This window comes from Dermatophilaceae bacterium Soc4.6 (genome assembly GCA_039889245.1).
GTDB lineage: Bacteria > Actinomycetota > Actinomycetes > Actinomycetales > Dermatophilaceae > Lapillicoccus.
Map to the genome: position 1 here is coordinate 2298980 of JAZGVH010000002.1, position 14030 is coordinate 2313009.

10 protein-coding genes are annotated in these 14030 nt (G+C 72.1%); 7 read left to right on the top strand and 3 right to left on the bottom strand.

What is annotated here, in order from left to right:
• The first annotated feature begins 28 nt into the window (after nt 1-28).
• The gene (locus V3N99_10620; protein MEO3937199.1) at nt 29-1882 is read left to right on the top strand and encodes a chloride channel protein; all 1854 of its coding nucleotides are present in this window, start codon (nt 29-31) and stop codon (nt 1880-1882) included.
• 9 nt (nt 1883-1891) lie between these two features.
• Here the strand turns inward: V3N99_10620 and V3N99_10625 are convergent, their stop codons facing one another.
• Nucleotides 1892-2980 (bottom strand): sulfite oxidase, encoded by a 1089-nt coding sequence (locus tag V3N99_10625; GenBank protein MEO3937200.1) that lies wholly within the window; start codon nt 2978-2980, stop codon nt 1892-1894.
• 9 nt (nt 2981-2989) lie between these two features.
• The gene (locus tag V3N99_10630) at nt 2990-4636 is read right to left on the bottom strand and encodes a helix-turn-helix domain-containing protein (GenBank protein MEO3937201.1); all 1647 of its coding nucleotides are present in this window, start codon (nt 4634-4636) and stop codon (nt 2990-2992) included.
• 140 nt (nt 4637-4776) lie between these two features.
• Here V3N99_10630 and V3N99_10635 point away from each other — a divergent pair, with 140 nt between their 5' ends.
• Nucleotides 4777-6042: an FAD-dependent oxidoreductase gene (locus V3N99_10635; GenBank protein ID MEO3937202.1), complete on the top strand. Its 1266-nt coding sequence runs from the start codon at nt 4777-4779 to the stop codon at nt 6040-6042.
• A 457-nt stretch (nt 6043-6499) separates the two neighbouring features.
• Here the strand turns inward: V3N99_10635 and V3N99_10640 are convergent, their stop codons facing one another.
• Nucleotides 6500-7081, bottom strand: coding sequence for an ADP-ribosylglycohydrolase family protein (locus V3N99_10640; protein ID MEO3937203.1), 582 nt, complete (start codon nt 7079-7081; stop codon nt 6500-6502).
• An 86-nt stretch (nt 7082-7167) separates the two neighbouring features.
• Here V3N99_10640 and V3N99_10645 point away from each other — a divergent pair, with 86 nt between their 5' ends.
• From V3N99_10645 to V3N99_10665, 5 genes are all read left to right on the top strand, one after another.
• Complete coding sequence (locus V3N99_10645; GenBank protein ID MEO3937204.1) at nt 7168-9024, top strand: HNH endonuclease signature motif containing protein; 1857 nt, start codon at nt 7168-7170, stop codon at nt 9022-9024.
• Nucleotides 9025-9677: 653 nt separating this feature from the next.
• Complete coding sequence (locus V3N99_10650; GenBank protein MEO3937205.1) at nt 9678-9995, top strand: metalloregulator ArsR/SmtB family transcription factor; 318 nt, start codon at nt 9678-9680, stop codon at nt 9993-9995.
• Between the two features lie 14 nt (nt 9996-10009).
• On the top strand, nt 10010-10522 hold the full coding sequence (locus tag V3N99_10655; protein ID MEO3937206.1) for an SRPBCC domain-containing protein: 513 nt from the start codon (nt 10010-10012) through the stop codon (nt 10520-10522).
• Between the two features lie 119 nt (nt 10523-10641).
• The gene (locus V3N99_10660) at nt 10642-12933 is read left to right on the top strand and encodes an Ig-like domain-containing protein (protein MEO3937207.1); all 2292 of its coding nucleotides are present in this window, start codon (nt 10642-10644) and stop codon (nt 12931-12933) included.
• Between the two features lie 29 nt (nt 12934-12962).
• Complete coding sequence (locus V3N99_10665; GenBank protein MEO3937208.1) at nt 12963-13964, top strand: hypothetical protein; 1002 nt, start codon at nt 12963-12965, stop codon at nt 13962-13964.
• Nucleotides 13965-14030 lie beyond the last annotated feature (66 nt).

Sequence of the window (14030 nt, forward strand, 5' to 3'; positions counted from 1 at the left end):
TATAGACCTGTCCCCCCTGGAAGGCCCCATGCCCCCCACCGCCTCCCCGGCCGGCACCCCCCCGTCTCGCCCCGAGCGCTCGACCGCGACGACGGTCCGCGACGTGCGCCACCTCGGTGACTTCACCGTCACCCCGCGGATGCTGGCCATCACCGCCCTCGCCGTCCCGGTCGGTGCCCTGAGCGCCCTGGTGGCCTGGTGCCTGGTCAAGCTCATCGGCATCATCACGAACGCCGTGTTCTACCAGCGCTTCGAGACCACCCTCGTGGCCCCCGGCGCCAACGACCACCCGTGGTGGCTGATCCTCTTCGCCCCCGTCGCGGGTGGGCTGGTCGTGGGCCTCATGGCCCGCTACGGGTCCGAGCGCATCCGCGGGCACGGCATGCCCGAGACCATCGAGGCGATCCTCATGAACGGCAGCAAGATTCAGCCGCGCGTGGCCATCCTCAAGCCGGTCTCGGCCGCGTTCTCGATCGGCTCCGGCGGGCCGTTCGGTGCCGAGGGACCCATCATCATGACCGGCGGGGCGGTCGGCTCGATCTTCGCGCAGCTGCTCAAGCTGACGACCGACGAGCGCAAGGTCCTGCTCGTCGCGGGCTCCACCGCCGGCATGGCCGCGGTCTTCAACGCCCCTCTGGCGTCGGTGGCCCTCGCGGTCGAGCTGCTGCTCTTCGAGTGGCGGCCGCGCAGTGTGGTCCCCGTCGTCGCGGCCGTCGCGACCAGCGTCGTCATCCGCCACCCGATCCTCGGCGAGCAGCCGCTGTTCGCGTCCACCGGGGCCCTGCACCTCTCGGTCTCGACCTACGTGCTGTGCGTCGCGGCCGGGGTCGTGTCAGCACTCGTGGCGGTGCTGGCGACCTACCTCGTGTATGCCTCGGAGGACACCTTCCAGCGCCTGCCCCTCCACTGGATGTGGTGGCCGGCCATCGGCGGGCTCGTCATCGGGCTCGGGGGGCTGGTCGTGCCGCAGGCCCTCGGCGTCGGCTACGACGTCATCGGCGCCGCGCTCACCGGCTCCATCTCCCTGGGGCTGGCCGGAGGCGTCCTCGTCGTCAAGACCCTCATCTGGAGCCTGTCACTGGGCTCGGGCACCTCCGGGGGTGTGCTCGCGCCTCTGCTGCTCATCGGCGGCACCCTCGGCGCCGTCGAGTCGCACGTCCTGCCCACTGTGGGCCCCGGCTTCTGGGCGATGGTCGGGCTGGCCAGCATGCTCTCGGCGGCGATGCGGGTCCCCTTCACCGCCACGATCTTCGGGCTCGAGCTGACCGGGCGGTGGAACGGCCTGCTGCCGGTGCTCATCGCGTCGTTCGCGGGCTACGCCGTCTCGGTGCTGATGCTCAAGCGCTCCATCCTCACCGAGAAGATCGCCCGGCGCGGCTACCACCTGAGCCGGGAGTACGACGTCGACCCCCTCGAGATCGTCTTCGTCAGCGAGGTCATGTTGACCGACGTGCTCGAGCTCGACGAGGGCGTCTCCACCAGCCAGGCCCTGGCCGCCCTCGACTCCCCCGACGACGACTGGGCTGCCTGGCGCCAGCAGCTCTACCCCGTGCTCGGCGAGGACCGGCGGATGCTCGGCGTCATCACCCGCGGCAGCCTGCTGGCTGCGGGCACGGCGTCCTCGGACGAGCCGGTGGAGGAGGCGATGCTCCAGAACCCCACCGTCACCCACGCCGACCAGACCCTGCGCAACGTGGCCGAGCTGATGGCCACGACCGGGCTGACCACCCTCCCGGTGGTCGACCGCCTCGACGACACGCGCATCGTGGGGATCGTGTCCTTCCACCAGCTGCTCGAGGGGCGGCGCCGCGACCAGCACGAGCAGCGCGAGCGCGAGCGGGTCCTGCGCTTCCGTCGGGTGGTGTCCGCGCAGCGCCGCTGACGACGGCCCTCAGAGCACCGTCAGGCCCGCTCGCGCCCACGAGTTGTTGACGTAGCCCTTGGGGTTCCACACATCGCTCGGCGAGCGGGGCTGGAGGGCGCCGGTGGAGTCCCAGGCCCGCACCACGACCTCGGTGCGTCCGGCGCTCAGCGCGACGTCGAGCCGCCAGTGGCACCAGGCCCACGGCCCGTGGTCATCCTGCTGGAGCGCGGCCTGCCGCCAGGTGCGCCCACCGTCGGTGGACACGTCGACGCGGACGACCGAGCGGTCGTCACCCGCATACGCATAACCCCTCAGCGTCGTCGTCCCCGCCACGACCCGAGCCCCGTCCGGCGGGCTGAGCAGGTCGCAGTTGAGCGCGACGGGCCCCAGGGCGAACCCTGCCCCCGCGACGAGCTCCGTGGGGTCCGCCTCCACCGGCAGCAGCCGGTACGCCTTGTCCTGGTAGTAGTTGGTCGACGTCTCCGCCGAGACGTGCACGCGCTGCACCCACTTGACGCTCCGGGCCCCGATCCACCCCGGCACCACCACCCGCACCGGGGCGCCGTGGAGCGGGGTGAGGGGCTGGCCGTTCATCGCCCAGGCCAGCAGGACCTCGGGGGACAGGGCCTTGGCGAGCGGGATCGACCCTCCGTAGCCGACCTCCTGGTCGAGGTCCGGTGAGCGGTCGGGCGCCTCGAGCCCCACGTGAGCCGCACCGGTGGCGGGACCAGAGCGGGCGAGCACGTCGGCCAGGCTCACCCCCGACCAGCGAGCGGTCGACGTGGCGCCCGGACCCCAGGGCGCCTCGCCGGGGATGTCGCGCACCGCGAGCAGGTCGGCCCGGCGCGCCCCAGCGCACTGCAGCGTCGCCGTGACCTCTCGCTCGGGGAAGGCGGTGCGCAGGTCGTCGAGCGACAGCGACAGCGGCTCTCGCACGAGCCCGTCGACGACGAGCCGCCAGCTCCCTGCGTCGAGCCGGGGGACCGGGCCGTGGTTGCGGCTGTAGAACGTCTCGACAGGCGTCACCAGGTCGTCGAGGAGGGCCGAGCGGGGGGGCTCGGCGTTGTAGGGCTCCTGCTCGTGGACGATCATGTCGGCACGCTTGGTATCAGGCATTGGTTCTTCCTACCCGGTCGGGCTGGGTGCGCAGGAGTCGGATCGGCCGGCTGCGGGGTGCGGCGTGGGTCGGCCGGTGAGGCCGAGCAGGTGCAGGCGCAGGGCCAGCCGGGTCGTCGGGTCGTCGAGACCGAGGTCGACGACCTCGGCGATCCGGGCCAGGCGGTAGCGCAGGGTGTTGGGGTGCACGTGAAGGGCGGCCGCAGCGCGCGCCGGGTCGGCGTGGTGGTCGAGGTGGGCACCGAGCGTGGGCAGGTAGGCCGTGCCGTGCGTCTCGTCGTGCCGGCGCAGCTCCTCGAGGCCACCGGGCAGCCGCGCCCGAGGCCCGCCGTCAGGCGCGCGCACCGCGGCGGCGGCCCGGGCCAGCGTCACCTCGCGCCAGCGCTCCTCGAAGGCCGGTGCCGGGTCACCCCCACCGAGCGCCGCGAGGGGGGGCAGGGCTGCGAGCTCGGCCGCTTCCGCCAGCCCGCGCACCAGCGACCCGACCCCGGTCAGGGGTGCACTACCCCACGCCCGCAGGGCTGGGTCGGCGGTTCGCTCGGTCGCGACGACCCCCCGCAGCCACGACCACGAGCCGGGACGACCGGGTGCTGACCCGTCAGCCAGCACCCCGCCGTCGGCCGCCACGAGTGCTACCGCCACCCCGTCCTCGTCGGTGAGCAGCGGCCGCTGCCAACGGTGCCGGCGGCAGATCGTCTCCCAGACATCGAAGTCGCCGGACACGTCGGAGGAGTCGGTCGGCCGCGACAGCGCCACGACCCGCCACGGCGGGTCTGGCAGCCACTCACCACCTCCGGCGACGTCTCCGCGCACGAGGGCCCGCAACCGCTCAGCCGTCACCCGCCGCGTGAGGTCGCTCTCGGCGCGCACCCGTAACAGCCGGATCGCGAGCACCGTTGCCACCTGGCGCAGCTCACGCAGCACCGACTCATCCGGCATCCGTGCGGTGACCACCCAGATCGATCCCAGCCACTCTCCCCCGGCGCGCACCGGGACGACGAGACGCGGCAGGTCCTGGGTCGGGCCGGTCGGCACGAGGAAGGGCTCGTCCGAGCGAGCCAGCCTCCGGAAGAGCCCCAGCGAGCGGAAGTGCGCCACCAGCTCGGGCGGCACCCGACGACCCACGATGGTGTCGATCCGCGCCGGGTCGGTCACGTCCTGGCGCGACGAGTAGGCCAGCACCCGGGACGACGAGTCCTCGATGGTCACGGGCGCGTCGACGACGGCGGCCACCGCGTCGGCGAGCGTGAAGAGGTCGTCGGGTGCCGCGGCGTCGGGCTGGTCGGCGCCGACGACCGTGGCGCGGTCGAGCACGCTGCGGACGAGCCCGAGCACGTGCGCCAGCGCGGCGGTCGGGGCGATCTCGAGGAGCGCGAGGTCGGCGGCCCGGGCCGCGGCGCGCACCGGGCGCGCGCGGGCCAGCTGCCGTCGCAGCACCACCCCCGCCGACCCCACCTCCCCGAGTCGCCCGACCAGCGCGACGGCCGCCGCGGGGTCAGGCACGCCGACGCCGAAGACGAGGTCGCCGGGCACGCCGTACCAGCCCTCTCCCGGCTCGACGACGGTCACGTCGGTGACCTCGCTCCCGCTGCCGGGCACGATCACCTTGACCAGTCCGGCTCCGAGGGAGCCGGCGAGGACGTGCAGGTCGACCACAGCTCCCCCTCGATTGTGCGCTCAGCACAAGGATGCCACGTCACGTCGTGCGCAGACGACTAGCCGGGCCCCCACACCGGGTCCGATGCTGGTGGTGTGCCCACCTTCGGGCCCCACCCCCTCATCACCTGGAGACCCTGATGTCCGACACCGCCAGCGGCCAGCCCATCCCCCGGCGCGTCGCCGTCGTCGGCGCCGGCATGGTCGGACTCTCCACGGCCTGGTTCCTGCAGGAGCACGGCGTCGAGGTGACGGTGCTCGACCGCGAGGGCGTCGCCGCCGGATCGAGCTGGGGCAACGCCGGCTGGCTGACCCCCGGCATCTGCACCCCCCTGCCCGAGCCCGCCGTGCTGAAGTACGGCATCGGGGCGGTGCTCTCGCCGAGCAGCCCGGTCTACGTGCCGCCGAGCGCCCGCCCCGACTTCCTGCGCTTCGTCACCGGTTTCACCCGCCACTCCACCATGGCGCACTGGAAGCGCTCGATGAGCAAGCTCGTGCCGATCAACGGCCTGGCCCTCGAGTCGTTCGACCTGCTGGGCGCCGGTGGCGTCGACGCCGTCACCCGCGAGGCGGAGTCGTTCATCGCGGCCTACCGCACCACCACAGACCGCGAGACCCTCGTCGAGGAGATCGAGCACATCCACGCGTCGGGCCAGCAGATCGACTACGACCTGCTCACGGGTGACGAGGCCCGTGCGGTCGAGCCGTCGCTCTCCGACGAGATCGGCGCGGCCATCCGGCTCAAGGGCCAGCGCTTCGTCGACCCCGGCTCCTACGTGCACGCGCTCGCCGACTCGGTGCGCGCCCGCGGCGGCAAGATCGTCGACCACGCGACGGTCACCGGGGTCACCGACACCGGGCGCGGGGTCACCGTCGCCACCGCGGAGGGCGGCGCGCACGACGTCGACGCAGTCGTCCTCGCGACCGGCGCCTGGCTCGGCCGCCTGGCCAGGCAGTTCGGCGTCAAGCGCGTCGTCCAGGCCGGCCGCGGCTACTCCTTCTCCGTCGCGGTCGACCACGTGCCCGACGGCCCGGTCTACTTCCCCAGCCAGCGCGTCGCCTGCACGCCCATCGGCGACCGGCTGCGCGTCGCCGGGATGATGGAGTTCCGTCAGCCCGAGGCCGCCCTCGACCCCCGCCGCATCCGCGCCATCGCCGAGGCCGCCCGCCCGCTGCTGCGTGGCGCCGACCTCGACGACCGCCAGGACGAGTGGGTGGGCTCCCGCCCCTGCACCGTCGACGGCCTCCCCCTCATCGGCGCCACCCGCAGCCCCCGCGTCTTCGCCGCGGGCGGCCACGGCATGTGGGGCATCACCCTCGGCCCGGCCACCGGCCGCCTGCTCGCCGAGGCCATGACCACCGGTGTGCCGGTCGCCGAGCTCGCCCCCTTCGACCCCCTGCGCTGAGGGTCGGGGTCGTGCCTCAGGAGGCGGCGAGCTCGACCGTTTCCTGCGTCCCGCCTGGCCCGTCGGTGAAGCTGACGAAGAGGCTGCCCTCCGCGGCGACGACCTCGGTGAGGTTGCCGACGTCACCCTCGAGAGCGGTGGGCAGGTCGAAGGAACCCGTCTTGACCCCGGGCCCAGGTCTCTCATCTCCAGCCCGACGAACGGGTGCGGGCTGTCGGGGTCACGCCCGACCAGCACGATCTCAGTGCCCCTGACGACGATCGGGTTGCCCGTGAGGACTGTGCCGAAAGCCGGGGCGGAACGCCACGCGACCGCCCCGTTCGACGCGTCGGCACCCCACACCTGATTCGCGTCGTGCTCCACCAGACGGTTGCCCGCCAACGCCGGAGGGTTGGTACACGCTCTCCGCCCACCTGCCAGAGAAGGTCTGACTCACCAGGGCCTTGGAGCACCGGTTTCAGGCCCAGGCGACGGAGCGGTCCGCCAGATCTCGAAGGTCGTCGGCGGTGATCCCGGGATACCCGTGGAGCATCGTCGTCCACGCCACCGGAAGCGACGACAGGCCCGCGCCTGCCCCGAGCAGTCCACCTGCGATCGCCGCCACGGTGTCGGTGTCGTCGCCGATGAGGATGGTGGTCTCGAGAGCGTCTCTGAAGTGGCGAGCGGGGTCGTCGACGCGGCCGCGGGTGTGGACGATCGCGGACCACTCGGCCTGGAGGGCGGTGACGACCCCGCCGTTCGGGGTGAAGGTGTCGGGGGCGCGATCCTCGGCTGCCTCGACGAGGGTCGCCCACTCCGCGGCGGACTCGGCACCGAGCTGGGTCAGGCCCGAGCGGAGGTCGAGCTCGCCGCGGAGGACCGCGTGGCGGATCGCCACGGACCACGGTGCACACGCGTCCTGGGCCTGCCGGTCGTAGGGCGTCAGCGCGCTCACCCGGCGTGCTGCCTGCGTGAGTGCTGCAGCGTCGTACAGGGAGGGGAATCGAGGCACAGAGGGCCGGCCGCCGCGTTCCGCAGGAACGGCGACCTCGAGCGGCATGGAAGGTGGACGCTGCCGCGCGGCCGGTCGTCCACAGCCCGAATCATCCCTTGAAGGGAGCTCGTAGTCGGAATACACTCGTACACATGTTCGACTGGGGAGCGGCCGCAGCCGGGGTGACGGAGGGATCCGTCTCACCCCTGGCGCTCGTGGCCGACCTCGAAGGTCTGGACGATGTCAGTTTGCTGGGGTTGGACCTTGGTGACGCGGTCGGGGTGCTCGAAGTCGTGACGGCCGCGTCGGCGGCGTTGTCCGCGGTCTCCGCGCTCGTCATCGAGGCGGTCGCCCGGCGCACCAGGGAAGAGCTGGCTCGGCGACGGGAGGAGCAGCGGCAGCGCGGGGAGAGGGTCGCCGCTGTCGGCGCGGCACAGGCTCTGGCGCAGGCGGCACATGTGGCAGAGGCGACGCTCGCGCCGGTGCTGCACCTGACACCGCGCACCACCGGTGCGCATCTGGAGGCGGTGCGGGTGCTGGTCAACGACCTGCCCGCCACGTTCGCGCTCGTGCGGGCCGGCCGGCTCGACCTGCACCGGGCGAGCGCGGTCGCCACCGAAGGGGCCCTCGTCGCGCCCGAGCTGCGGGACGCGTTCGACCAGGAGGTCCTGACCCTCGGAGGACGGGTCAGGACCCCGCTGACGGACCTGACCCCGGGATCGGTGCACCGCCGCGGGGCCGCGGCCGCCGTCCGCGTCGATCCCGACGCCGCCGCCGCCCGCGCCGCCGACGCCCTGGACAAGCGGCACGTGCGGGTGAGGCCGGGGACCGACCCCGGCGTCACGTCCTGGTCGGCGGTCCTGCCCTCGGACACCTCCCTCAAGGCCTGGGCCGCGGTCGACGCCCTCGCGTCGCAGTACGCCGCGGCCACCCCTGGGATGCTGATCGGGCAGGCCCGCGCTGACGCGATGGCCGACCTGATCCTGGCCCAGGCCACCATCCGCACCCACATCGAGCTCCTCGTGCCCTACACCCCATTCACCACTGACACCACTGACACCACTGACACCACTGAGGCCGCCGAGCACGAGCCGACGCCGCAGGTCACGATCCGCCCCGGCACCCGCCCCGCACCGACCTGCCCCGCCGGCAACGACCCCGACGCGACCTGCACCACCTGCGCCCCACCCCCACCCACCGCCACCGTGTACGAACGCCACCTGCACCTCGTCGTCGCCCACGGCACCCAGATCGACATCACCACACTCACCCCCCTCGACACCCACCTCCGACACCCTGACTCCGGTGCCAACACCGACACCGACCGGGAGCCCGAACAGCCCCAACCACTCGGAGACGTCTTCCTCGACCCCCTCGAAGCCCTCTTCCTCGACCCCCTCGAAGCCCTCTTCACCGACCCCGACGGCGACACCCCCGGCTGCCCCTCCCTCACCCCACCCCCACTGAGACCCCCCTCCCCCGATCCCGCGACCTGCCTGATCGGGGTGCGTCACCCCCGCGTCGGGATCATCCTCAACACCGCTGTCACCACCTGGCTCGCCCACCCCGACACCCGCCTGCGCCTCGCCACCTACGACCCGGCCACCGGCGCCCTCACCGGACACGACCCCACCACCTACCGCCCCAACGCCGCCCTCGCCCGCGCCGTCCGCACCCGCGACGGCCACTGCCGCTTCCCCGGCTGCACCACCGACGCCGCCCGCACCGACCTCGACCACGTCATCGCGTTCCCCGTCGGCCCCACCGCTGTCACCAACCTCGCCTGCCTCTGCCGCAAGCACCACACCTTCAAGCACCACGCCGGCTGGACCCTGACCATGACCCCCGACGCCACCTGCACCTGGACCACCCCCCCACGGCCACACCTACACCACCCACCCCCGCACCACCCACGACATCGCCGCCTGACACCGCCACCCACACCCACAACGGACAACCCGACCCGGTGGCCCGACACCCGACCCGACCGGTGCTGCACGACCCCCTGACGAAGCGTGAGGACGTGTCCCGCGCCGTATCCCCCCAGCTGAGCGACGGCGGGCTGCGAAGCGGCTCACCGGGTGGACCAGGAAGCATGACCTTGCCCGAGCTGCGAAGCGATGCACCCGATCGCACCCCCAGGACGCAGACCGAGCCGTGCAGGCGCGCAAGGTGGCCGCCAGCGGTCCCGAGCCCAGGACCAGCGAGAGCCCCTTCCGCGGTGAGGTCGCCGCTGCGCAGGAGCTCCTCATCCGCGCGCCCCCGGCCAGCGGCCGCAGCGCCCTCCCAGTCAGCCGCAGCCGACCCGACAACCCCCAGCCCGTCCAGCCCGTCCAGCCCGTCCAGCCCGTCCAGCCCGTCCAGCCCGTCCAGCCCGTCCAGCCCGTCCAGCCCGTCCAGCCCGTCCAGCCCTTCCAGCCCGTCCAGCCCGTCCAGCCCGTCCAGCCCGTCCAGCCCGTCCAGCCCGTCCAGCCCGTCCAGCCCGTCCAGCCCGTCCAGCCGCGGCCATCGGCCGCCTGCTGGCCCAGACCATCGCCAACGGTTCGCCGAGCTCGCGGCCTGCGACCCCCTGCGCTGAGGTCCGTCCGCCCCCCAGTCGTTCCCGGAGTCGTCCTCTTCCGTACCCTTGTGGGTATGTAACTGATGAGGTACGGTCGTGGTCATGGACGCAGTGATGCAGGCGTTGGCTGACCCCAGTCGGCGCACGGTGCTGGGGATCCTCCGGGACCACCCGGCGACGGCCGGCGAGCTGGCGGACGCCCTGCCGATCGCCCGACCGGGCGTCTCCCGGCACCTGCGGGTGCTGAGGGAGGCCGGGCTGGTCGAGGTGCGGCAGGAGTCGCAGCGCCGGATCTACAGCCTCCGCCCCGAGCCCCTGGTCGAGCTCGACGAGTGGCTCGAGGCCTACCGCGTCCTGTGGGAGCGCCGACTCGGGGCCCTGCACACGGAGATCGCTCGAGGGAAGACGGGGACGACATGACGGTGAACGGCTCGATGAGGACGCTCGATGACACGAGAGGGGCAGTGCGGGTCGAGGAGGTCTACGACACCGACATCGACGACCTGTGGCGCGCGTGCACCAGGCCGGAGCGGCTGGCTCGCTGGATCGCCGAGGTGACGGGCGACCTGCGCGTCGGGGGGACGGTGGGGCTCGTCTTCACGAGCACCTGGGCCGGGCCCGCGACCATCGAGGTCTGTGACGACCCGCACCACCTGCTGCTCACCACGGAGCCGGGCACCGAGGGCGAGACCCGGATCGAGGCCTGGCTGACCGCTGAGGGACCACGCACCAGGCTGGTGGTGGAGGAGCGCGGGATCCCGGTCGCGCAGCTGCCCTTCTACGGTGCCGGCTGGCAGGTGCATCTCGAGGACCTGGCGCGTTCGCTCGCCGGTCGCGGCTCCGCTCACCCCGAGGGCTGGTCCGAGCAGGCCGCGGCCCCCGCCTGGCACGAGCGATGGACCGAGCTCACGCCCGCCTACCAGGCGACCACCGTCACCGCCGGGTAGCAGGCTCAGACCAGCCGGTTGGTCCGGCTCCGCGCAGGGTTGCCGGCCGTTGTGTCCTCTGTCACAGTTACGGGGCGCCGGCCCCCACCGGTTGCCCGTCATCTCGGCATAGGAGCCCAATGAGGCGCTCGGTCACCCTCGTCACCCCACCATCGACTCTGGCGAGGACGGTGCTGCGCCGGGTCGCGGTGGCCGCGATCTGCCTCGGCGCCTCGCTCGGCGCCATCCCGGCCAGCGGGTATGCCGCGACAGCCCCGGCGGCCACGGCGGTCGCGGCCTCACCAGCCTCTGCCGAGCCCCAGTTCGGGCCCAACGTCACGGTCTTCGACCCAAGCATGACGACCGCCGACATCCAGGCCAAGGCCGATGCGATCCGTGACCTGCAGATCAACGACGAGATGGGCACGGCCCGCTACTCCCTGATGTTCAAGCCCGGGACCTACGGCACCGTCGCCCAGCCGCTGATGATCCAGGTGGGCTACTACACCGAGGTGGTCGGGCTCGGCCGCAACCCCACCGACGTCACCATCAACGGGCACGTCGACGTCTACAACCGGTGCCGCCCCGTTTCCGGCTGCATCGCCCTCGACAACTTCTGGCGCTCCCTGTCCAACTTGACGATCAACGTCACGGGCGGGCAGGGCTGCCGGGCCGACACCAACTTCTGGGCGGCGTCGCAGGCCTCGCCGATGCGCAGGGTCAACATCGTCGGCAAGCTGAGCCTGATGGACTACTGCACCGACGGCCCGCAGTACGCCAGCGGCGGCTTCATCGCCGACTCCCGGACCGGCGACGTCGTCAACGGCTCCCAGCAGCAGTACTTCGTGCGCAACAGCACCATCGGCAGCTGGACCAACGGCGTGTGGAACCAGGTCTTCTCCGGTGTGGTCGGCGCTCCCCAGGAGTGCTTCCCCGCCGTCCCGGGCGGCTGCGGCCCCTACACCACCCTCGGCGAGACCCCCGTCAGCCGCGAGAAGCCCTATCTCTACATCGACGCCGCCGGCACGTACAACGTCTTCGCCCCGTATGCGACCACCCGCTCCGCGGGGGTCTCGTGGGCGAACGGGACGACACCGGGCCGCTCCATCCCCCTGGCCCGGTTCTTCGTCGCCAAGCCGTCCGACTCGGCCCAGGCGATCAAGACCCAGCTCTCCCGCGGCATGAACCTGCTCCTGACCCCGGGCGTCTACGACATCGACAAGACGCTCATGGTCACGCACTCGAACACCGTCGTCCTCGGCATGGGCATGGCCACCCTGACCTCCGCGCAGGGGTCGTCCGTGATGAAGGTCGACGACGTCACCGGCGTCGACATCGCCGGCATCACCTTCGACGCGGGCACCACGAACGCCCACGTGCTGCTCCAGATCGGCAAGCCGACCGCCCCCGGCGCACGCGGGTCGGGCAACAAGAACAACCCGACGGCCCTGCAGGACGTGTTCTTCCGGATCGGTGGGCCGCACGTCGGCAAGGCCGACGTCAGCCTTGAGGTCAACAGCAACAACGTCATCCTCGACGACATCTGGGCCTGGCGGGCCGACCACGGCAACGCGGGCACCGTCGGGTGGACCATCAACACCGCCAAGACGGGTGTCGTCGTCAACGGTGACAACGTCACCGCCACCGGGTTCTTCGTCGAGCACTACCAGCAGCACAACGTCGTCTGGAACGGCAACGGAGGCACCATCGTCTTCTTCCAGAACGAGCTCGCCTACGACCCGCCGAGCCAGGCGGCGTGGAAGGAGTCCCGACGCGTCAACGGCTGGTCCGCCCTCAAGGTCGCCGACTCGGTGAAGACCTTCCGCGCCTACGGCATGGGCAGCTACAGCTTCTTCAACCAGGGCGTGGACATCTTCGCCGAGAACGCGTACGAGGTCCCGGCGACGCTGGCTCCCGGGAGCCTGCACAACCTGCTGACGATCTTCCTCGACCCCAACAAGGGCTCCGGAGGCATCACCCACGTGGTCAACGGTGTCGGAGGGTCCTCGACGATCACCAACCCCGGCACCCCTGTCACCGTGGTCGACTACCCCGCCGTGCCCGACACCATGCCCCCCACGGTCGCCGTCACCGACGACGTGCCCGGGGCGACCGCGAAGGGTGACGTCACCTTCACCTTCACCTTCAGCGAGGACGTCGGCACCAGCTTCACCGCTGCCGACGTCGCCGTGACCGGCGGCGCGGCAGGCACGTTCACCCGAGTCGACGCCACCCACGCCACGCTCGTGGCGAGCCCGGACGCCGACACGACGGGGACCCTCCAGGTCAGCGTGGCCACCGGCGCCTTCACCGACCTCGCCGGCAACGCCAACACCGTCGGCGCACCGCGCAGCAGGCCTACGACACGACGACGACGACCCCACCCAGCTCCTTCACCATCTCCTTCGACGAGGCCACGCCCCCGGTCCTGACGGACTTCGGTGACAACCAGTCGTCCCTGGTGCCTGACCCGACCAACGCCTCCAACACGGTCGCCCGGGTGGTCAAGCTCGCCGGTGCCCCGGTCTATGCGGGCACCACCGTGTCCACGCTGGCCAACCAGGCGGTCCCGGTCATCCCCTTCACGGCGACGGCCACGACGATGACCGCCCGCGTGTGGTCACCCGACGCAGGGACCGTGATCCGTCTGAAGGCGGAGAGCTCCACCACCGCCGCTCAGTCGGTCGAGACCGAGGCCACGACGACGCTCGCGGGAGCCTGGGAGACGCTGACCTTCGACTTCGCCCACCAGGCGTCGGGCACAGCAGCGCTCGACCCGAGCCTGACCTACGACAAGGTGTCGGTCTTCTTCGCCTTCGGCACGACCGGCAGCGGGCAGACCTACTACCTCGACGACCTCACCTGGCCGGAGTCCGGCACCACGACCCCGCCGCCCACCGACCACGTGATCACCTTCGACGAGGCGACCCCGCCGGTCCTGACCGGCTTCGAAGGCGCCGACGGGACCGTGGTCGCCGACCCGACCGACCCCACCAACCTCGTCGGACGGGCAGTGAAGTCCACCACGGCAGCGTTCTACGCCGGCACCACCATCTCCACCCTCACCAACGCCGACCCCACCGTGCTCGCCGTCCCGACCATCCCCTTCACCACCGCCCGCGCCACCATCACCATGAGGGTCTACAGCCCCGCCGCCGGCGCACGGATCCGCATGAAGGTCGAGAACGCCACCAACCCCGGCATCAACTGCGAGACCGATGCCTTCACCACCGTCGCAGGCGCCTGGGAGACCCTGACCTTCGACTTCAACGACCCCTCCACCCACTACATCCCCAACGGCCCCGGACCCACCGGATACGACCTCACCAAACCGACCGCCCCCGTCAACGCCGCCAACACCTACAACAAGGTCTCCGTCTTCTACGACTTCGGCGTCGGCGGCTCCGGCTACGCACCCCAGACCGCCGCCACGACCTGGTACTTCGACGACCTGTCGTACTGAACCCGACGGCTCACCGAGCTGATGACCAGGGTGCGGCGGCGGGCGACCAGCCCGCCGCCGCACCCT

Bases quoted from the DNA above. Each gene is read 5' to 3' on its own strand.
- V3N99_10645 (MEO3937204.1), top strand. From the start codon at position 7,168: ATGTTCGACTGGGGAGCGGCCGCAGCCGGGGTGACGGAGGGATCCGTC.
- V3N99_10655 (MEO3937206.1), top strand. From the start codon at position 10,010: ATGAGGACGCTCGATGACACGAGAGGGGCAGTGCGGGTCGAGGAGGTC.
- V3N99_10635 (MEO3937202.1), top strand. From the start codon at position 4,777: ATGTCCGACACCGCCAGCGGCCAGCCCATCCCCCGGCGCGTCGCCGTC.
- V3N99_10650 (MEO3937205.1), top strand. From the start codon at position 9,678: ATGGACGCAGTGATGCAGGCGTTGGCTGACCCCAGTCGGCGCACGGTG.
- V3N99_10660 (MEO3937207.1), top strand. From the start codon at position 10,642: ATGAGGCGCTCGGTCACCCTCGTCACCCCACCATCGACTCTGGCGAGG.
- V3N99_10625 (MEO3937200.1), bottom strand. From the start codon at position 2,980: ATGCCTGATACCAAGCGTGCCGACATGATCGTCCACGAGCAGGAGCCC.
- V3N99_10620 (MEO3937199.1), top strand. From the start codon at position 29: ATGCCCCCCACCGCCTCCCCGGCCGGCACCCCCCCGTCTCGCCCCGAG.
- V3N99_10640 (MEO3937203.1), bottom strand. From the start codon at position 7,081: ATGCCGCTCGAGGTCGCCGTTCCTGCGGAACGCGGCGGCCGGCCCTCT.